We start from the raw sequence: 18,336 nt of genomic DNA, 5'->3' as shown, positions 1-18,336 counted from the left end.
CACTCCTGACAACCCTACCCCATTGAAATTAAAGGAAATATAAAATGTTGCCCGACAATCTGGTTCCGGCCAAGTTTCACATTTCTTCCGTGGAACCCAAACCGCCAGAAGCAGAAAGCAATGCAAATTTCACTAAGGGGAAAAGAACGCTCGCTGATTTCGCACCTGATATATTAATTGGTGTTACCCGTACCGGTAACTCCCGCAATATGTTGCTTGAAGAGCACGACCGCCATATTAAGGACCGGTTATTTCGGGTGGTTAAAATCGAAGTGTTCGCCCGCCTGCTCAATGATCTGCAGGCGGAAGGCGAAATAGATGCGCAGGCTCTAAGTCAAATATTGACTGAAAAGACCGATGAAATAAACGAAGCGGGTAATGAAATCTGGTTAAACCTAATTACCTGCGAGCGAAATTCACCTGTTTTTTATAAGCTTGAGGATGAATAACGTGAAGGATACTGATAATAATAACGTTTATTTGACTTTAGATGACAAAAAAAGCGATGAATTTATCTTAGAGCAAAACCTTGAAGCGCTTAAACAGATTAAGAACGGTGAACTGCAGCGCATTGCCAAAGAGCTACTTTCGATCCCGGCGGGTCTGGTGCGGCTGAAATGGCAAAACCGGCGGGAGATTTATCCCTTGCAGGTTAAAGAAGAGATTTACGGCGCGACCATCAATGCCATCATGACGCAACGCCCGGAATTAAAAGAAAAAATCCTCGCCCGTCTGGAAAGCAATTACCAGTATTTACTGGCGCGTGAAACCGCCACCCTGCGCGTAACCCGCAAGCTGGCCGAAGAAGGCTACCGGACCTCTAACGTCACCACCGTCGCGCTGGATGAAGAGGCGCTGGCCGCTAAAACGCCCCCAACCTCAGAAAAGCCTTAAACCCCCTCCTCCGCATTCGGGATTATCCTGGATGATCCCTGCCAGCTGGCGACTCTCCTAAGCTTAAAAGCTGACAATGCAAGCAAGGAGAACATGTATGACCACTTCGCAGAGCAAAATTCAGGATCCCACCACTCAGTATTACACCGGTGAATACCCGCAGCAGATTCAGCCCGCACCTGGCGTGCAAAGCAAGATGGACCCGGTACCGGACTGCGGCGAGAAGAGCTACAAGGGCAGCGGTAGACTCCTGGATCGTAAGGCGCTGGTAACAGGAGGCGACTCCGGGATTGGGCGTGCTGCCGCCATCGCTTACGCACGTGAAGGGGCAGATGTCGCCATTAACTACCTGCCCGCTGAAGAAGAAGATGCGCAGCAGGTCAAACAGCTGATCGAAGACGCGGGACGCACCGCGGTGCTCATCCCGGGCGATCTGAGTGACGAAAACTTTGCCCGTTCGCTGGCGCATAAAGCCCACGAAGCGTTAGGCGGGCTGGACGTGCTGGCACTGGTGGCCGGGAAGCAGGTCGCCGTCGAGAAAATTGCCGATCTGACCACCGAACAGTTCAAAGAAACCTATGCGGTGAACGTGCTGGCGCTGTTCTGGATAACCCAGGAGGCATTGCCGCTGCTGCCCGCCGGGGCCAGCATCATCACCACCTCGTCGATTCAGGCCTATCAGCCTAGTCCGCATCTGCTGGACTATGCCTCCACCAAAGCAGCCATTCTGAACTACAGCCGTGGGCTGGCGAAACAGGTGGCGGAAAGCGGGATACGCGTCAATGTAGTCGCGCCAGGCCCCATCTGGACGGCGCTGCAGATTTCCGGCGGCCAGACCCAGGAAAAAATCCCCAAATTTGGACAGCAGACGCCGATGAAGCGCGCGGGACAACCTGCTGAGCTGGCGTCGGTGTACGTCTATCTGGCGAGTCAGGAATCGAGCTACGTGACGGCGGAAGTGCACGGCGTATGCGGGGGAGAACATCTGGGGTAGTGTGAGGATCTGCCCGGTGGCACTACGCTTACCGGGCCTACAGATCTAAAACGGCAACCTGTTGGTTGCCGTTTTACGCTTATTTGGCCGCTGTTTTCTCTTCGCCGACCAGACCAATCTTCAGGTAACCCGCCTGATGCAGCGTGTCCATTACCTTCATCATGGTTTCATAGTCGACCGACTTATCGGCACGGAAGAACACCGTGGTGTCTTTCTTACCTTCAGTCAGCGTGTTAAGCGCCGGGATCACTGACTCGTCGGTCACCGGATCGTTACCGAGGAACATCGTTTTGTCCGCTTTCACCGACAGATAGATTGGCTTTTCCGGACGCGGCTGCGGCTGGCTTGAAGAAGCCGGCAGATTGACTTTAACGTCCACTGTCGCGAGCGGCGCAGCAACCATGAAGATAATCAGCAAAACCAGCATGACGTCGATAAACGGCGTCACGTTGATTTCGTGCATTTCGCCATTATCGTCCAGGTTTTCATTAAGACGCATTGCCATGACGAATCAACCTAAGTGTAATTTCTGAGCAGAACGGACGGGCTTCGCGGAGCTGGCACTCAGGTCCAGATCGCGGCTTTGCAGCAGCAGAACCTGTGCGGCAACGTCACCGAGGGTTGCTTTGTAGCTGCCAATCATACGGGCGAAGATGTTATAGATAACCACCGCCGGGATAGCAGCAACCAGACCAATCGCCGTCGCCAGCAGGGCTTCGGCAATGCCGGGGGCCACAACGGCAAGGTTGGTGGTTTGCGTCTGGGCGATGCCGATGAAGCTGTTCATGATGCCCCAGACGGTGCCGAACAGACCCACGAATGGCGAAATCGCACCAATGGTGGCGAGGAAACCGTTACCCCGGCCCATATGGCGACCAATTGCGGCGACGCGACGTTCCAGACGGAAGCCGGTACGCTCTTTAATGCCTTCATTGTCTTCACTGCCCGCGGAAAGCTCCAGCTCGTTCTGCGCTTCGTTGATCAGCAGAGTCGTCAGGCTTTTTGCCTGGAACGAAGAAGCCATATCGCTCGCCTGATTCAGGTTGCGGGCTTCGGCCAGCTGCTGCTGCTCGCGCTTAAGACGGCGTTTGTGCGAGATCAGCTCAACGCTCTTGCTAAAGAAAATAGCCCAGGTGACGACAGACGCCAGAATCAGGCCGATCATCACAATCTTCACCACGATGTCGGCATGCTGATACATACCCCAGACGGAGAGATCCGTCTGCATCAAATTATTACCCACTCGGTATCTCCAGGACGCAAATCACAAAATCTGAGCATAATAATATCAAAAACGCGTCGAATTGATAGTAGTTCTCATTAGTATTTACATGGTGCCGGAATTTCGGTTAACTTTCCTTGCGCTCACGCAGGAAAAATTTCCCGGAAACAAATTTTAAAAAATTTTCTTCTTTATGTACCCACCTCTCGTGACCATTTTTACTTTCATGGTAGTCTGGACGTCCAGACGTATAAAAACAGGTTGCGCACACATGAAAGAGAAGCATCTTGATACCACGCTTGTCCAGGCGGGACGCAGTAAGAAATACACCCTCGGCTCGGTGAACAGCGTGATCCAGCGCGCGTCATCGTTGGTGTTTGAGACGGTCGAAGCCAAAAAGCACGCCACCCGCAACCGGGCCAAAGGCGAGCTGTTTTATGGTCGCCGCGGGACGCTGACCCATTTCTCTTTGCAGGAAGCCATGTGCGAGCTGGAAGGCGGCGCAGGCTGTGCGCTGTTCCCCTGCGGCGCGGCCGCGGTGGCGAATACCATTCTGGCGTTTGTTGAACAGGGCGATCATATCCTGATGACCAACACCGCCTACGAGCCCAGCCAGGACTTCTGCACCAAAATTCTCAGCAAGCTGGGGGTGACCACCGGCTGGTTTGATCCGCAGATCGGCGCCGATATTGCCGACCTGATCCAACCCAATACCCGCATTGTGTTCCTGGAATCCCCGGGCTCGATCACCATGGAGGTGCATGATGTGCCTGCCATCGTGCAGGCGGTGCGCAGCAAAGCCCCGGAAGCGATCATCATGATCGATAACACCTGGGCGGCAGGGGTGCTGTTTAAAGCGCTCGACTTTGATATCGATATCTCGATTCAGGCGGCCACCAAATACCTGATTGGCCACTCTGACGGCATGATCGGCACGGCGGTATCCAACGCCCGCTGCTGGGACCAACTGCGCGAGAACGCCTATCTGATGGGGCAAATGGTGGACGCCGATACCGCCTATATGACCAGCCGCGGCCTGCGTACGCTGGGCGTGCGCCTGCGTCAGCACCACGAGAGCAGCGTGCAGGTGGCCGAGTGGCTGGCGCAGCATCCGCAGGTGGCGCGCGTTAACCATCCGGCGCTGCCGGGCAGCAAAGGCCATGAATTCTGGCAGCGGGACTTTACCGGCAGCAGCGGTCTGTTCTCATTTATCCTGAACAAGCGCCTGAGCAACGACGAGCTGGCGGCGTATCTGGACAACTTCTCGCTGTTCAGCATGGCCTATTCCTGGGGCGGGTTTGAATCGCTGATCCTGCCAAACCAGCCAGAGCAGATTGCCGAGCTACGCCCGGGTGGCGACGTGGATTTTACCGGTACACTGATCCGTCTGCATATCGGCCTGGAAAACGTCGACGATTTGATCGCCGATTTAGCGGCAGGCTTTGCGCGCATCGAGTAGCAAAGGGAGAGAAAACAGCTCAGAGGATACTTTTCCCCACATCGCCTACAGAAAAGTCTGAATTGTTGCGCCTGCGATCAAAGCCCGCAGGCGAAATAGGGAGTACACTAGGTTCATATACGCTGTTCCACAGGAAAGCCCATGGCTGTTATTCACGATATTATCGCTGCACTCTGGCAACACGACTTTGCAGCGCTGGCGGACCCGCATGTAGTCGGGGTGGTTTACTTCGTCATGTTCGCCACCCTGTTCCTGGAAAATGGGTTACTGCCCGCCTCCTTTTTACCGGGCGACAGTCTGCTGCTGCTGGCAGGCGCGCTGATTGCGAAAGGGGTGATGGACTTTACCTCGACGATGGTTATCCTCACCTCCGCAGCCAGCCTGGGCTGCTGGCTGAGCTATCTGCAGGGCCGCTGGCTCGGTAATACGCGGATCGTGAAAAGCTGGCTGGCGCAGTTGCCGTATAAGTATCACCAGCGGGCAACCTGTATGTTTGATCGCCACGGCCTGCTGGCCCTGCTGGCCGGACGCTTCCTGGCCTTTGTACGCACCCTGCTGCCAACGATGGCGGGGATTTCCGGCCTCTCTAATCGCCGCTTCCAGTTCTTTAACTGGCTGAGCGCGCTGCTGTGGGTCGGCGTAGTGACCACCTTTGGCTATGCCCTGAGCATGATCCCGTTCGTGAAGCGCCACGAAGACCAGGTGATGACCTTCCTGATGATCCTGCCGATGTTCCTGCTGGTGGCGGGTCTGGTGGGTACCATCGCGGTGGTGATTAAGAAGAAGTACTGTAGCGCCTGACGGTTACTCCCCTCACCCCTGCCCTCTCCCACAGGGAGAGAGTTAGGGTGAGGGCAACAGCCCGCACCATCACATCCCCTGCATCGTGCGGATCCGCGCTGCATCTTCCCCCGGCGTGACGCCAAAGTAGCGTTTAAACTCCCGACTGAACTGCGACGCGCTCTCATACCCCACACGTAGCGCCGCCGCGCTGGCCTTCATCCCGTCGTGGATCATCATCATGCGCGCTTTGTGCAGACGATAGCTTTTGAGATATTGCAGCGGCGAGGTGCTGGTGACCGACTTAAAATTATGGTGGAACGCCGAAACGCTCATGTTGGCCTCGGCAGCCAGCTGATCCACGCTCAGGTTTTCGGTGTACTGGCTTTCGATGCGCTTCAACACCCGGCTGATCAGGCTAAAGTGGGTCTGACGGCTGACCAGCGCCAGCAGTGCCCCGCCGCCCGGCCCCAGCAGGACGTGATACAGGATCTCACGGATAATCTGCTTGCCGAGGATGCGCGCATCCAGCGGGCGCGCCATCACGTCCAGCAGACGTTCAATGGCGCAGAGGATCTCATCCGACAGGGTGGCAGAGTTAATGCCGCTGGCCGCCATCGACGGGCAAAACAGTTCGTCCTCGCCAATATCCATCAGCAGCTCCTGCAGCTGCAGAATATCAATATTTAAGCGAATACCGGCCAGCGGCACCGCCTCTGTCGCGAAGGTTTCACATTCGAAGGGTAAAGGTACTGTCAGAAGCAAATATTCACGGGTGTCATAGCGGAACACCCGCTCATTGATATAGCCCGTTTTATGGCCAGAAAAGAGAAAAATGATACCGGGCTGATACATCACTGGCGTGCGCGGTCCGGGCTGTGTGCCGTACAGCAGACGAACGTCTGGTAGCAGGTCATCAAGCTTATTTGCATTATCTTTCAGTGTGTTAATTTGCGCAGTGAGCTGCAGGCACGTCTCTTCACGGTTCATCTTTGCTGAGTCCGGGTACGGTTTCCGATGATGACAGTGTGCGCAGGTTTACCCATTTTCTCCAGCACTGTGTAGAAATGGGCAAGACATCGGCAGAAATGTGCATTGAGAGGATAGCCTGCGCTCGCCACAATGAGCACCATCAGGCAGCCGTCTGCGCCGCCACGTTTTTCACCCACCTAAGGGAACGAGCAATGAACAATTTTAACCTGCATACCCCAACCCGCATTCTGTTTGGTAAAGGCGCTATCGCCGACCTGCGCGAGCAGATCCCAACCGGCGCTCGCGTGCTGATCACCTACGGCGGCGGCAGCGTGAAGAAAACCGGCGTGCTGGACCAGGTGTATGCCGCACTCGACGGCCTGGACGTGCGTGAGTTCGGCGGCATCGAGCCGAACCCGTCGTACGAAACACTGATGAACGCGGTGAAAATCGCCCGCGAAGAGAACATCACCTTCTTGCTGGCGGTCGGCGGCGGTTCGGTGCTGGATGGCACCAAGTTTATCGCCGCAGCCGCCCACTACCCGGACGGTATCGACCCGTGGCAGATCCTGCAAAACGGCGGCAGCGACATTAACAGCGCGATCCCGATGGGCTCGGTGCTGACCCTGCCAGCCACCGGTTCTGAATCCAACAAAGGCGCGGTAATTTCGCGTAAAACCACCGGCGACAAGCAGGCCTTTATGAACGAACACGTCCAGCCGGTCTTCGCGGTGCTGGATCCGGTATACACCTACACCCTGCCGCCGCGTCAGGTGGCGAACGGCGTGGTGGATGCTTTTGTGCATACCGTTGAGCAGTATGTTACTTACCCGGTTGACGGCAAAATCCAGGATCGCTTCGCGGAAGGTATTCTGCTGACCCTGATCGAAGACGGCCCGCTGGCCCTGAAAGAGCCAGAAAACTACGCCGTGCGCGCCAACGTGATGTGGGCTGCCACCCAGGCGCTGAACGGCCTGATCGGTGCAGGCGTGCCGCAGGACTGGGCAACCCATATGCTGGGCCACGAGCTGACCGCGATGCACGGCCTCGATCACGCCCAGACGCTGGCGGTGGTTCTGCCTGCACTGTGGAACGAAAAACGCGACACCAAACGCGCCAAACTGCTGCAGTACGCTGAGCGCGTGTGGGGGATCACCACCGGTTCTGAAGACGAACGTATCGATGCCGCCATCGTTGCGACCCGTAACTTCTTCGAGCAGATGGGCGTTCCGACGCGCCTCTCCGGCTACGATCTGGACGGCAGCACAATCCCTGCCCTGCTGGCAAAACTTGAAGAACACGGGATGACGCACATCGGGGAACATGGCGACATTACCCTCGACGTCAGCCGTCGCATTTACGAGGCCGCTCGCTAAGGGATTTTCGATCTTACCTTTCGTTTTTCGGCATTTAGGCCAGGCTTAATGCACATACGCCACCGGGGGCCTGCCCCCGGTGGATGAGCAAATGAAGGAGGAAAGATGGCAAACCCAACCGTAATCAAGCTTCAGGACGGTAGCGTAATGCCCCAACTGGGGCTCGGCGTATGGAAAGCCGGTAACGACGAGGTCGTGTCCGCCATTCACAAGGCGCTGGAGGTCGGCTACCGGTCGATTGATACCGCTGCTGCATACAAAAATGAAACCGGCGTGGGGAGCGCACTGGCCAGCGCCGGTCTGCCTCGCGATGAGTTATTTATCACCACGAAGCTGTGGAATGACGATCAAAAGCGTCCGGCCGATGCGCTCCAGGAGAGCCTGGACAAACTGCAGCTCGATTTCGTCGACCTGTATCTGATGCACTGGCCGGTTCCGGCTATCGATCACTATGTCGACGCCTGGCATGGAATGATCGACCTGCAAAAAGCCGGTCTGGTGAAGAGCATCGGGGTGTGTAATTTCCAGATCCACCATCTGCAGCGGCTGATTGATGAGACGGGCGTCGCCCCGGTGATCAACCAGATCGAACTGCATCCGCTGATGCAGCAGCGTCAGCTGCACGCCTGGAATGCGACCCACAAGATCCAGACTGAATCCTGGAGCCCGCTGGCGCAGGGCGGCGAAGGCGTTTTCGATCAGAAGATTATCCGCGAACTGGCCGACAAATACGGCAAAACCCCGGCGCAGATTGTGATTCGCTGGCATCTGGACTGCGGTTTAGTGGTGATCCCGAAATCCGTGACCCCATCGCGCATCGCTGAGAACTTCGACGTGTGGGATTTCCGTCTGGATAAAGACGAGCTGAGCGAGATTGCGAAGCTGGATAAAGGCAAGCGTTTAGGGCCGGATCCGGACCAGTTTGGCGGGTAGTAAGTGCGATACTGTAGGCCCGGTAAGCGCTAGCGCCACCGGGCAACAGGTTTAACCGATCTTACGTTTTACACTTTTCTTCGCACCCGCCGTCCCGTTCGAACGTTGATGCACGATCGGCGTGTGTTTGGTCAGCGCCGGGCGCGTATTGCGATTCTGACGACGCGCTTCGCGCATCTCATCCAGCGTCGGTGACGGCACCAGGCAGTCGCGACGTGAACCAATCAGGTGCTTTTTACCCATATCTTCCAGCGCCTGACGGATCAACGGCCAGTTAGCGGGATCGTGGTAACGCAGCAGCGCTTTGTGCAGTCGACGCTGTTTGTCACCCTTCGGCACCACCACATCCTCACTCTTATAGCCAATCTTAATCAGCGGGTTCTTGCCGGTGTAATACATGGTGGTCGAGTTCGCCAGCGGCGACGGGTAGAAGTTCTGTACCTGATCCAGTCGGAAGCGGCGCTGTTTCAGCCACAGTGCCAGGTTGACCATGTCTTCATCACGCGTACCCGGGTGCGCAGAGATGAAGTATGGGATCAGATACTGCTCTTTCCCGGCCTGTTTGGAGTAGGTATCGAACAGCTCCTTGAAGCGGTCGTAGCTGCCCATGCCCGGCTTCATCATCTTCGACAGCGGGCCTTCTTCGGTATGCTCCGGAGCAATCTTCAGATAACCGCCCACGTGGTGGGTCGCCAGCTCTTTGATGTAGCGCGGATCTTCTACCGCGATGTCATAGCGCACGCCGGACGCAATCAGGATCTTCTTGATGCCCTTCAGGTCACGGGCGCGACGGTACAGGTTGATCGTCGGCTCGTGGTTGGTGTCCATGTGCTCGCAAATGCTCGGATAGACGCAGGAGAGACGACGGCAGGTCTGTTCCGCGCGCGGCGATTTACAACGCAGCATGTACATGTTGGCGGTTGGGCCGCCCAGATCTGAGATTACGCCGGTAAAGCCCGGAACCGTGTCGCGAATCGCTTCGATCTCGTTGACGATCGACTCTTCGGAACGGCTCTGGATAATGCGCCCTTCGTGCTCGGTGATTGAACAGAACGAGCAGCCCCCGAAGCAGCCGCGCATGATGTTGATCGAGAAACGGATCATCTCATACGCTGGAATGCGGCTATCACCGTACGCCGGGTGCGGCACACGCTTGTACGGCAGGGCAAAGACGCTGTCCATCTCTTCGGTCGACAGCGGGATCGCCGGCGGGTTAACCCAGATAAAGCGCTCGCCGTGCTTTTGCATCAGGGCGCGCGCGCAGCCCGGGTTAGTTTCATGGTGCAGAATACGTGACGCGTGAGCGTAGAGCACTTTGTCGCCCTTCACTTTCTCGAAGGACGGCAGCAGCACGTAGGTTTTTTCCCACGGCTTCGGACGCGGCGGCTGAACCACCACGGCTTTGGCTTCGGCTTTTTTCGGCTCAACCGGTTTGTTATCCGCACACGGCAGATCGTCGCCATACGGATGCGGGATCGGATCGATTTTGCCCGGCATGTCAATAATGCGGGAATCGACCCCGCTCCAGCCCGGGAGCGCTTCTTTGACCATGATCGCGGTGTTACGCACGTCGCGAATGTTGCTCACTGGCTCACCCTGGGACAGACGGTGCGCCACTTCTACGAGCGGTCGTTCACCGTTGCCGAAGATCAGCATGTCAGCTTTGGAGTCCACCAGCACCGAACGGCGCACGGTATCGGACCAGTAGTCGTAATGCGCGGTACGGCGCAGGCTCGCCTCAATGCCACCCAGAATGACCGGCACGTCTTTCCATGCTTCTTTACAACGCTGGGTGTACACGAGAGTGGCACGATCCGGACGCTTGCCCGCCACGTTATCCGCGGTGTAGGCGTCATCGTGACGCAGCTTACGGTCGGCGGTGTAGCGGTTGATCATCGAATCCATGTTGCCCGCGGTCACGCCGAAGAACAGGTTCGGTTTGCCGAGGCGCATAAAATCATCTTTGGTGTTCCAGTCCGGCTGGGAAATGATCCCCACGCGGAAACCCTGCGCTTCGAGCATACGACCGCAGATCGCCATGCCAAAGCTCGGGTGATCGACGTATGCGTCGCCCGTCACCAGAATAATGTCGCAGCTGTCCCAGCCCAGTTGGTCCATCTCTTCGCGGGACATCGGCAGGAATGGCGCCGGTCCAAAACAGGCTGCCCAGTACTGGGGCCAGGAGAAGAGGTCTCGATCCGGCTGGATCAAGGATATTGCGCTCATAATGCTTCCGGAGAAAAAATAATCAAAAGGGCGGGGATTATACGCTGGATTAATACGGGAAATGAAGGGGTATTGTGCGGGGCGTGTTAAAGCCCGGTAGCGCTACGCTTACCGGGCCTGCGGACCTGTAGGCCCGGTAAGCGCAGCCGCTACCCGGCGAATTACGGTGCCGGGTTGACCAGCAGCTGCCCGACCGATCCTCTGTCCATCATCTCCAGGGTCTGGCTGTGGAACAGGAACGGGAAGTGCGGCCACGACGGTTGGCCGTAGTAGACCAGCAGTTCGACCTGCCCATCGATCCAGACGGTGTCTTTCCAGCCTCTGTCTTCCGGGAACGGCATCGCCCCGTTGACGTTGCGCACAAGGAAGCTCACCCCTTCGATATGGAACGACTGCGGCATTTCGGCGCGTACCGTCCAGCGCTCCCACGTGCCCTGCTGGGCAGTAATATCAATGCGGTTGACGTCCCACAGCTGGCCGTTAATGCCCGGATCGTCACCGAGGCTGATATCGCGGCTGCGCACCGCGGTACCGCTCATGATCTCTTCCGGCAGCAGGCGCATCGGCAGGGTATCGGTCACCAGCGGCAGCAGGCCGGTCGGACGCAGGGTCAGCACCAGGGTTGAAACCAGAATGCTCGACGGCTCAAAGAAGCCGCGCAGCCGATCAACGATGCTCGCCGCTTCGCCACAGGTAATCGACACTTCATCGCCGTTGGTCATATCCACCAGGATTTCGCGCCGCTCGCCCGGGGCCAGCGCCAGCTGTTTTACCGGGACCGGGGCAGGTAAAAAGCCCTGATCGCCGGCGATCACGTGCAGCGCCCGGCCGTCGCTCATCTGCAGCTGATAGCGGCGCGAGTTGGAGGCGTTCAGCAGGCGCAGACGCACCCAGCCGCGAGACACTTCGACATACGGGCTCTGTACGCCATTGACCAGCAGCGTATCACCGACAAACCCGCCGCTCCCCGGCTCGCTGTACTCCGGCGTACCGAAGTTATCCAGACGCTTATCCTGAATAATGACCGGGAAATCGTCGACGCCGTAGTGATTGGGAATGGGCAGCGATTTGCTGACCTCATCCTCCACCAGCCACATACCCGCCAGCCCTTTATAGACCTGCTGCGCGGTGCGGTTCGGGGTGTTGGCATGATACCAAAGGGTAGCCGCGTTCTGGCGAACGGGCAGAACCGGTGCCCAGTCAGCGCTCGGGGACATCATACGCGGCGCGCCGCCCTTAAGCGGGCCTGGAACCTGTAAACCGCTGATGGTCATGGCGACGTTTTCCGCCAGACGATTGCTGTAAATCAGCTTCACGTCATCGCCCTTCCAGACGCGGACCGTCGGACCGAGATAACGCCCGTTAATGCCCCAGACGGAGGCACGCGTGCCCTGGGTAAAGGTCCAGTGGGTACGCTGCAACGTCAGGAAAAGCGGCTGTCCGCGACGGGATTCGAGTAACGGCGGAATGGGCAGCGGCTGTTGCTGCCCGGCGGCGTTTGCCCTCAGCGGAACCGCACCTGCACATAGGGCGATTCCCGATGCCTGAATAAACTGACGGCGACTGAGTGACATATTGGCTCCATGTATAAACGTACTAACAACACGGGAATTCGTTTTCCCTTATGCCGGCTTAAACCTTGCCAGCGGCTTCGCGCTCTGCGACTTCTTTATCAAGTGCAGCGATTTTATTGAGCATGATTTCACGGCAATGCGCCGCCAGCTCGCGCACCTGGTCTTTACCGTACTTGCTCACATCAACCGGCTGCAGCATTTCAACGATCGCCAGACCGTTGTTCAGGCGGTTAAGATTAATCTTATTCGATGTGGTGGAAACGCACACCGGAATAATCGGTACACCGGCCGCAATTGCGGCATGAAACGCGCCAGTTTTAAACGGCAGCAGGCCACGCCCACGGCTGCGGGTGCCTTCCGGGAACATCCAGATCGAAATTCTGCGCTTCTTAAAGTGGCTGACCACTTCTGCAATAGTCCCGTGCGCTTTGGTGCGGTTGTTGCGGTCAATCAGCAGATTGCCGGTCAGCCAGTAGAGCAGACCGAAGAACGGCACCCACAGAAGGCTCTTTTTGCCTACGGTGACGGTTGGCGGTTGCACAATTTTAGCGGCGGTGACCATATCGTAGTTATTTTGATGGTTACAGATATAGATGGCGTTGCCAAACTTCTCTGCCCCTTCGGGCAGACGGGTCTCTACTTTCAACCCAAACAACGGTGCCAGGCGGCCAAACATATGGCCGAAGGTAGAGACATGCTTCGGATTACGTGGGCTGAACAGGCAGTAAATGCAGCCGAAAATACAGACCAGGATGCAGTAGATAACAACCAGGATTAAACGAACAATTAATAGCATAGCGACCTCTGAAGCCCGAACAGCTGACAATTATACTGCAACTGTATTCGGGTAACTGCTTTGTTTTTATAAAGGATGTGGTGACGATATCCCCCGCCTGAACGGCGGGGGAGAAACGAGATTACACCTCGCCTTCGCTCGCTTTGCCGCGATGTGGAGAGTCGATCTCCAGGCGATCAATACGCTGCAGACCGCGCATCAACGAGCCTTTGCGTCCACGTTCGCCCACCACTTTCTGCAGCTCTTCCGGGCGCAGTTTGATTTTGCGTTTACCCACGTGAAGGGTAAGGGTGCTCTGCGGCGGCAGAATAAGCAGGTGCGCCAGACTGTCTTCCCCTGATGCGGCATCCGCCGTGGCGATGTTGATGATCTTATTGCCCTTGCCTTTCGATAGCTGCGGCAGGTCGCTGACCGGGAACATCAGCATTCGCCCTGCGGCCGAGATCGCCAGCAGCATATGGCTCTCGTCTTCAATCAGCAGCGGCGCCATCACGCGCGCGTTATCCGGCAGGCTGATTAACGCCTTGCCCGCGCGGTTGCGCGACACCAGATCGTTAAAGGTACATATAAAGCCGTAGCCTGCATCGGAGGCCATCAGCAGCTTCTGCTCATCGCCTTCCATCAGCATGTGTTCAACCGTCGCACCCGGCGGCAGCGTCAGCTTGCCGGTCAGCGGCTCGCCCTGGCCGCGCGCCGACGGCAGGGTAATCGGATCGATGGCGTAGCTACGCCCGGTGGTGTCGATAAACGCCACAGGCTGATTGCTCTTGCCTTTCACTGCCGCTTTGAAGCTGTCGCCCGCTTTGTAGCTTAAGCCCGGGGCGTCGATGTCGTGACCTTTGGCGCTGCGCACCCAACCGCTTTGTGACAGCACAATGGTCACCGGCTCGGACGGCTGCATGTCATGCTCGCTCATCGCTTTGGCTTCTTCGCGCTCGCGCAGCGGAGAGCGACGATCGTCGCCGAAGGCTTCGGCATCTGCCTGCAGCTCTTTCTTCAGCAGGTTACTCATCTTGCGCTCGGAGGCGAGGATCGCCTGCAGCTGATCGCGCTCTTTTTCCAGCGCGTTCTGCTCGCCGCGAATTTTCATCTCTTCCAGTTTGGCGAGATGGCGCAGCTTCAGCTCGAGTATCGCTTCAGCCTGGGTTTCGCTGATACCAAACCGCGACATGAGCGCCGGTTTCGGCTCATCTTCAGCGCGAATGATCTCAATCACTTCGTCAATATTGAGGAACGCCACCAGCAAACCGTCGAGGATATGCAGGCGCTTGAGCACTTTCTCCAGACGGTAGTCCAGACGACGACGCACGGTATCGCGACGGAACGCCAGCCATTCGGTGAGGATCTCCAGCAGATTTTTCACCGACGGACGACCATCCAGACCGATCATGTTCAGGTTGATGCGGTAGCTTTTTTCCAGATCGGTGGTGGCGAACAGATGGTTCATCACCGGCTCCATGTCCACGCGGTTGGAGCGCGGGACGATCACCAGACGGGTCGGGTTCTCGTGATCCGATTCGTCACGCAGATCGTCAACCATCGGCAGCTTTTTATTGCGCATCTGGGCGGCGATTTGTTCCAGCACTTTGGCGCCGGAAACCTGGTGCGGCAGCGCGGTGATCACCACGGCACCGTCCTCTTTGGTCCACACCGCGCGCATGCGCACCGAGCCGCGACCGTTCTGGTAGATTTTGCGGATTTCAGCGCGGGAGGTGATGATTTCGGCTTCGGTCGGGTAGTCCGGCCCCTGCACAATATCCAACACTTCATCGAGGGTAGTTTTCGGCTGCTCGATCAGGGTGATCGCCGCTTTCGCCACTTCACGCAGGTTATGCGGCGGGATGTCCGTCGCCATACCCACCGCGATACCGGTGGTGCCGTTCAGCAGAATGTTCGGCAGGCGCGCAGGCAGCATCTTTGGCTCCTGCATGGTGCCGTCGAAGTTTGGTACCCAGTCGACGGTGCCCTGGCCCAGTTCGCCGAGCAGCAGTTCTGCATATTTGGACAGTCGGGATTCGGTATAACGCATCGCCGCGAACGACTTCGGATCGTCCGGTGCCCCCCAGTTCCCCTGGCCGTCAACCAGCGGATAGCGGTAGGAGAATGGCTGTGCCATCAATACCATCGCTTCGTAGCAGGCGCTGTCGCCGTGCGGATGGTATTTACCGAGTACGTCACCCACGGTACGGGCGGATTTTTTGAATTTTGCGCTGGCGCTCAGACCCAGTTCAGACATCGCATAAACGATGCGGCGCTGGACCGGTTTCAGGCCATCACCGATAAACGGCAGTGCCCTGTCCATGATCACGTACATGGAGTAGTTCAGATAGGCGTTTTCAGTAAATTCATGTAGCGCGAGGCGCTCTGCCATATCGCTCATTAAATGGGATCCCTCAACTCAGAAACCAGTTGGTTTCAGGCAATATTGCCGCAGATACTACCCTATCTGACGAGTCGAGTCACAAAGAAAAGGGCCGCGAAACCGGCCCTCTTTCAGCTTATTTATTCACTTTAGTGATCTGTTTCACTTCGATTTCAAACTCGTTCCAGTCCTTATCGACTTTGCCCTGGATCTCGACCTGATCCTGCGGGCTGACGGTCTGACCGTTCCAGTGTTTGGTATCGATTTCGACATCGACCGTGCCGCTGACGTCGCGGAACAGGTAACGGTCATCGGACAGGCGCTCGACGATGTTGCCGCGCAGTTTCACCCAGCTGTTGTCTTTCAGATCTTTGGCTTTTACCGCCGTGGTCAGATTGGCGTTAGCGTCAACAAAACCGCCCTGCTGAGTCGTGGACTGGGTGGTTGGCGCAGCCGACGGTCCAGTGAATCCGCCCTGAGCGGCAAACACCGGCGCGGTGGTGATCATCATAATGGCAGCCATTGCAGCGAATTTTTTCATCAGTAATTTTCCCTTTCAACGTGTTTAGATGTCCATTAAACAGGGTAAACCTTAACGATTTCTTAAGCCTAAAATTTAATTTTTTTTACTGTACAGCGATGACGCTCCAGAGGTTTACTGCCCTGTAAACAGCGATGACAAGGAGCGGGAATGCGTATTTTACTGGTTGAGGACGATCGGCTTATCGGCGACGGCATTAAGGTCGGGCTGAGTAAAATGGGCTTTCTCGTCGACTGGTTTACCGAGGGTCCCACTGGCAAAAGCGCCCTCTTCTCTGCCCCCTATGACGCGGTGGTGCTGGATCTTACCTTGCCCGGGCTCGATGGGCTGACGATCCTGCGCGCATGGCGCGAGAGCGGACGCAGCGAGCCGGTGCTGATCCTCACCGCCCGCGACGCGCTCGACCAGCGGGTGGAGGGGTTACGCCTGGGGGCCGATGATTATCTCTGCAAGCCCTTTGCCCTGATCGAAGTGGCGGCCCGCCTGGAAGCGCTGGTGCGCCGCAGCCACGGTCAGACCCGCCGCGAACTGCAGCATGGCAAGGTGAGTCTCGATCCGGTCGCCATGATCGCCACCCTCGACGGCGAAACGCTTTCCCTGAAGCCGAAAGAGTTCGCCCTGCTGGAACTGCTGATGCGTAATGCCGGGCGCGTGCTGCCGCGCAAAACTATCGAAGAGAAGCTCTACAGCTGGGATGACGATGTCTCCAGCAACGCCGTGGAAGTCCACGTCCATCATCTGCGCCGCAAGCTCGGCGCGGGCTTTATCCGCACCGTACATGGCATCGGCTATACCCTGGGAGAGGCATGAAACTGACGCAACGTTTGAGCCTGAAGCTACGCCTGACCCTGCTGTTTTTACTGCTGGCGCTGGGGGCATGGTTTGCCGCCAGCGTCGTGGCCTGGCAGCAGACCAGCCATAAGCTCGATAAGCTGTTCGACACCCAGCAGATGCTGTTCGCCAAACGACTGATGGCGATGGATCTTAGCACCCTGAACGGCACCGTTCAGGTGCGCGACATGCCAAAGAAGGCCAAAAACGGCCATCTGGACGATGACGCGCTGGCGTTTGCGATTTACTCCCGCGACGGAAAAATGCTGCTGCATGACGGGGAAAACGGCCGGGATATTGCCTGGCACGCGGGTCGCGACGGCTTTGATAACGGCCATTTGCAGGATGATAACGACGAATGGCGTTTTCTGTGGCTGACCGCGCCCGACGGGAATACCCGCATTGTAGTTGGCCAGGAGCGCGAGTACCGCCAGGAGATGGCGCTGGATATCGTCACCTCGCAGCTGACGCCATGGCTGGTGGCACTGCCGGTGATGCTCCTGCTGCTGGTTGTGCTGCTCGGCCGCGAGCTGCGTCCGCTGAAAAATCTGGCGCAAAGCCTGCGCCACCGCGCCCCGGATGCCACCGATCCGTTGACCTCTGCGGGCCTGCCAACCGAGGTGCGCCCGCTGGTGGAGTCGCTGAACCATCTCTTCACCCGCACCCGGGAGGCGATGCTGCGCGAGCGGCGCTTCACCTCCGATGCCGCCCACGAACTGCGCAGCCCCCTGACGGCGCTGAAGGTGCAGACCGATGTCGCCCTTCTATCGCAGGACGATCCGCAGGCGCAGGCGAAAGCGCTGACGCAGCTGCATGCGGGTATCGATCGCGCTTCCCGTCTGGTGGATCAGCTCCTGACCCTGTCGCGGCTGGACTCGCTGGCTAACCTCGATGAACTCGAGCCAATCCCGATGGCCGATCTGCTGCAATCGGCGGTGATGGATATTTACCATCCGGCACAGCAGGCAGGGATTGAGATCCGCCTGACGATCAATGCCCCGCAGGCGCGCCATACCGGGCAACCGCTGCTGCTGAGCCTGCTGGTGCGCAACCTGCTGGATAATGCCGTGCGCTACAGCCCGCGCGGCAGCGTGGTGGATGTCACGCTCGATGCGCGAAGCTTTAGCGTGCGGGATAACGGGCCGGGGATCGCCCCCGAGGCGCTGGCGCGCGTTGGCGAGCGCTTCTATCGCCCGCCGGGCCAGCAGCAAACCGGCAGCGGGCTGGGCTTATCCATCGTCAAGCGGATTGCCGCCCTGCACCGGATGACGGTATCGCTGGGCAATGCCGACCACGGGGGCTTTGAAGCACACATTAGCTGGTAGGGTGATTATTGCGCACAGAGCAAAAGACTTTACACATTTTGCTCATTTTAC

General features: G+C 57.5%; 17 protein-coding genes. 9 read left to right on the top strand and 8 right to left on the bottom strand.

All coding sequences use genetic code 11. The features are described 5' to 3' along the window. Window positions 1–44 precede the first annotated feature (44 nt). The 3 genes from ACRDD5_RS13030 to ACRDD5_RS13020 all read left to right on the top strand — a co-directional run bounded on the left by ACRDD5_RS13030 (window position 45) and on the right by ACRDD5_RS13020 (window position 1,888). Complete coding sequence (locus ACRDD5_RS13030; protein WP_271284548.1) at window positions 45–449, top strand: hypothetical protein; 405 nt, start codon at window positions 45–47, stop codon at window positions 447–449. Further along, on the top strand, window positions 442–894 hold the full coding sequence (locus ACRDD5_RS13025; RefSeq protein ID WP_438676993.1) for a cytoplasmic protein: 453 nt from the start codon (window positions 442–444) through the stop codon (window positions 892–894). The genes ACRDD5_RS13030 and ACRDD5_RS13025 overlap by 8 nt, the downstream gene beginning before the upstream one ends. A 97-nt stretch (window positions 895–991) precedes the next feature. Continuing rightward, window positions 992–1,888, top strand: a complete 897-nt coding sequence (locus tag ACRDD5_RS13020; protein WP_271284546.1) for an SDR family oxidoreductase — start codon at window positions 992–994, stop codon at window positions 1,886–1,888. A 79-nt stretch (window positions 1,889–1,967) separates the two neighbouring features. Here ACRDD5_RS13020 and exbD read toward each other — a convergent pair whose 3' ends face one another. After that, window positions 1,968–2,393, bottom strand: coding sequence for a TonB system transport protein ExbD (gene exbD / locus ACRDD5_RS13015; protein WP_271284545.1), 426 nt, complete (start codon window positions 2,391–2,393; stop codon window positions 1,968–1,970). A 6-nt stretch (window positions 2,394–2,399) separates the two neighbouring features. Continuing rightward, the gene (gene exbB / locus ACRDD5_RS13010) at window positions 2,400–3,131 is read right to left on the bottom strand and encodes a tol-pal system-associated acyl-CoA thioesterase (RefSeq protein WP_271284544.1); all 732 of its coding nucleotides are present in this window, start codon (window positions 3,129–3,131) and stop codon (window positions 2,400–2,402) included. 250 nt (window positions 3,132–3,381) lie between these two features. On the opposite strand from exbB, the gene metC reads away from it, so the two are divergent. Next, complete coding sequence (metC, locus tag ACRDD5_RS13005; protein ID WP_438676992.1) at window positions 3,382–4,569, top strand: cystathionine beta-lyase; 1,188 nt, start codon at window positions 3,382–3,384, stop codon at window positions 4,567–4,569. Window positions 4,570–4,710: 141 nt separating this feature from the next. Beyond that, a complete protein-coding gene (yghB, locus tag ACRDD5_RS13000) occupies window positions 4,711–5,370 on the top strand; it encodes a DedA family general envelope maintenance protein YghB (RefSeq protein ID WP_271284542.1) in 660 nt (219 codons plus the stop codon). Between the two features lie 69 nt (window positions 5,371–5,439). Here the strand turns inward: yghB and ACRDD5_RS12995 are convergent, their stop codons facing one another. After that, window positions 5,440–6,339, bottom strand: coding sequence for an AraC family transcriptional regulator (locus ACRDD5_RS12995; RefSeq protein ID WP_438676991.1), 900 nt, complete (start codon window positions 6,337–6,339; stop codon window positions 5,440–5,442). 194 nt (window positions 6,340–6,533) lie between these two features. Here ACRDD5_RS12995 and yqhD point away from each other — a divergent pair, with 194 nt between their 5' ends. Together yqhD and dkgA are read left to right on the top strand one after the other, a co-directional pair. Then, window positions 6,534–7,697, top strand: coding sequence for an alcohol dehydrogenase (gene yqhD / locus ACRDD5_RS12990; RefSeq protein WP_438676990.1), 1,164 nt, complete (start codon window positions 6,534–6,536; stop codon window positions 7,695–7,697). Between the two features lie 105 nt (window positions 7,698–7,802). Continuing rightward, window positions 7,803–8,630, top strand: coding sequence for a 2,5-didehydrogluconate reductase DkgA (gene dkgA / locus ACRDD5_RS12985; protein WP_271284539.1), 828 nt, complete (start codon window positions 7,803–7,805; stop codon window positions 8,628–8,630). Window positions 8,631–8,681: 51 nt separating this feature from the next. Here dkgA and ACRDD5_RS12980 read toward each other — a convergent pair whose 3' ends face one another. From ACRDD5_RS12980 to ACRDD5_RS12960, 5 genes are all read right to left on the bottom strand, one after another. Beyond that, window positions 8,682–10,856 carry a YgiQ family radical SAM protein gene (locus ACRDD5_RS12980; RefSeq protein ID WP_438676989.1) on the bottom strand — a complete coding sequence of 725 codons (2,175 nt, stop codon included), beginning with the start codon at window positions 10,854–10,856 and terminating at the stop codon, window positions 8,682–8,684. Window positions 10,857–11,017: 161 nt separating this feature from the next. Further along, entirely contained in the window at window positions 11,018–12,430 is a 1,413-nt protein-coding gene (gene ftsP / locus ACRDD5_RS12975) for a cell division protein FtsP (RefSeq protein WP_438676988.1), read from the bottom strand. A 58-nt stretch (window positions 12,431–12,488) separates the two neighbouring features. Then, window positions 12,489–13,226, bottom strand: coding sequence for a 1-acylglycerol-3-phosphate O-acyltransferase (gene plsC / locus ACRDD5_RS12970; protein ID WP_271284537.1), 738 nt, complete (start codon window positions 13,224–13,226; stop codon window positions 12,489–12,491). A 121-nt stretch (window positions 13,227–13,347) separates the two neighbouring features. Continuing rightward, entirely contained in the window at window positions 13,348–15,606 is a 2,259-nt protein-coding gene (gene parC, locus ACRDD5_RS12965) for a DNA topoisomerase IV subunit A (protein ID WP_438676987.1), read from the bottom strand. Between the two features lie 118 nt (window positions 15,607–15,724). Continuing rightward, complete coding sequence (locus ACRDD5_RS12960; RefSeq protein WP_438676986.1) at window positions 15,725–16,129, bottom strand: YgiW/YdeI family stress tolerance OB fold protein; 405 nt, start codon at window positions 16,127–16,129, stop codon at window positions 15,725–15,727. Between the two features lie 150 nt (window positions 16,130–16,279). Here ACRDD5_RS12960 and qseB point away from each other — a divergent pair, with 150 nt between their 5' ends. Continuing rightward, window positions 16,280–16,939: a quorum sensing response regulator transcription factor QseB gene (qseB, locus tag ACRDD5_RS12955; protein WP_438676985.1), complete on the top strand. Its 660-nt coding sequence runs from the start codon at window positions 16,280–16,282 to the stop codon at window positions 16,937–16,939. Next, a complete protein-coding gene (gene qseC / locus ACRDD5_RS12950; protein WP_438676984.1) occupies window positions 16,936–18,285 on the top strand; it encodes a quorum sensing histidine kinase QseC in 1,350 nt (449 codons plus the stop codon). Before qseB ends, qseC begins: the two co-directional genes overlap by 4 nt. Window positions 18,286–18,336: the final 51 nt, after the last annotated feature.

Source organism: Silvania sp., from assembly GCF_051656365.1.
Lineage (GTDB): Bacteria > Pseudomonadota > Gammaproteobacteria > Enterobacterales > Enterobacteriaceae > Enterobacter > Enterobacter hatchlandensis.
The sequence above is the reverse complement of the archived record's forward strand: the minus strand, read 5'-3'. Positions and strand labels throughout refer to the sequence as shown.

What these genes read in the sequence shown, in the direction of transcription:
- qseC (WP_438676984.1), top strand. Translation starts at nt 16,936, where the DNA reads ATGAAACTGACGCAACGTTTGAGCCTGAAGCTACGCCTGACCCTGCTG.
- dkgA (WP_271284539.1), top strand. Translation starts at nt 7,803, where the DNA reads ATGGCAAACCCAACCGTAATCAAGCTTCAGGACGGTAGCGTAATGCCC.
- ftsP (WP_438676988.1), bottom strand. Translation starts at nt 12,430, where the DNA reads ATGTCACTCAGTCGCCGTCAGTTTATTCAGGCATCGGGAATCGCCCTA.
- qseB (WP_438676985.1), top strand. Translation starts at nt 16,280, where the DNA reads ATGCGTATTTTACTGGTTGAGGACGATCGGCTTATCGGCGACGGCATT.
- ACRDD5_RS13020 (WP_271284546.1), top strand. Translation starts at nt 992, where the DNA reads ATGACCACTTCGCAGAGCAAAATTCAGGATCCCACCACTCAGTATTAC.
- ACRDD5_RS12960 (WP_438676986.1), bottom strand. Translation starts at nt 16,129, where the DNA reads ATGAAAAAATTCGCTGCAATGGCTGCCATTATGATGATCACCACCGCG.
- ACRDD5_RS13025 (WP_438676993.1), top strand. Translation starts at nt 442, where the DNA reads ATGAATAACGTGAAGGATACTGATAATAATAACGTTTATTTGACTTTA.
- plsC (WP_271284537.1), bottom strand. Translation starts at nt 13,226, where the DNA reads ATGCTATTAATTGTTCGTTTAATCCTGGTTGTTATCTACTGCATCCTG.
- metC (WP_438676992.1), top strand. Translation starts at nt 3,382, where the DNA reads ATGAAAGAGAAGCATCTTGATACCACGCTTGTCCAGGCGGGACGCAGT.
- ACRDD5_RS12980 (WP_438676989.1), bottom strand. Translation starts at nt 10,856, where the DNA reads ATGAGCGCAATATCCTTGATCCAGCCGGATCGAGACCTCTTCTCCTGG.
- ACRDD5_RS13030 (WP_271284548.1), top strand. Translation starts at nt 45, where the DNA reads ATGTTGCCCGACAATCTGGTTCCGGCCAAGTTTCACATTTCTTCCGTG.
- yqhD (WP_438676990.1), top strand. Translation starts at nt 6,534, where the DNA reads ATGAACAATTTTAACCTGCATACCCCAACCCGCATTCTGTTTGGTAAA.
- ACRDD5_RS12995 (WP_438676991.1), bottom strand. Translation starts at nt 6,339, where the DNA reads ATGAACCGTGAAGAGACGTGCCTGCAGCTCACTGCGCAAATTAACACA.
- parC (WP_438676987.1), bottom strand. Translation starts at nt 15,606, where the DNA reads ATGAGCGATATGGCAGAGCGCCTCGCGCTACATGAATTTACTGAAAAC.
- exbD (WP_271284545.1), bottom strand. Translation starts at nt 2,393, where the DNA reads ATGGCAATGCGTCTTAATGAAAACCTGGACGATAATGGCGAAATGCAC.
- yghB (WP_271284542.1), top strand. Translation starts at nt 4,711, where the DNA reads ATGGCTGTTATTCACGATATTATCGCTGCACTCTGGCAACACGACTTT.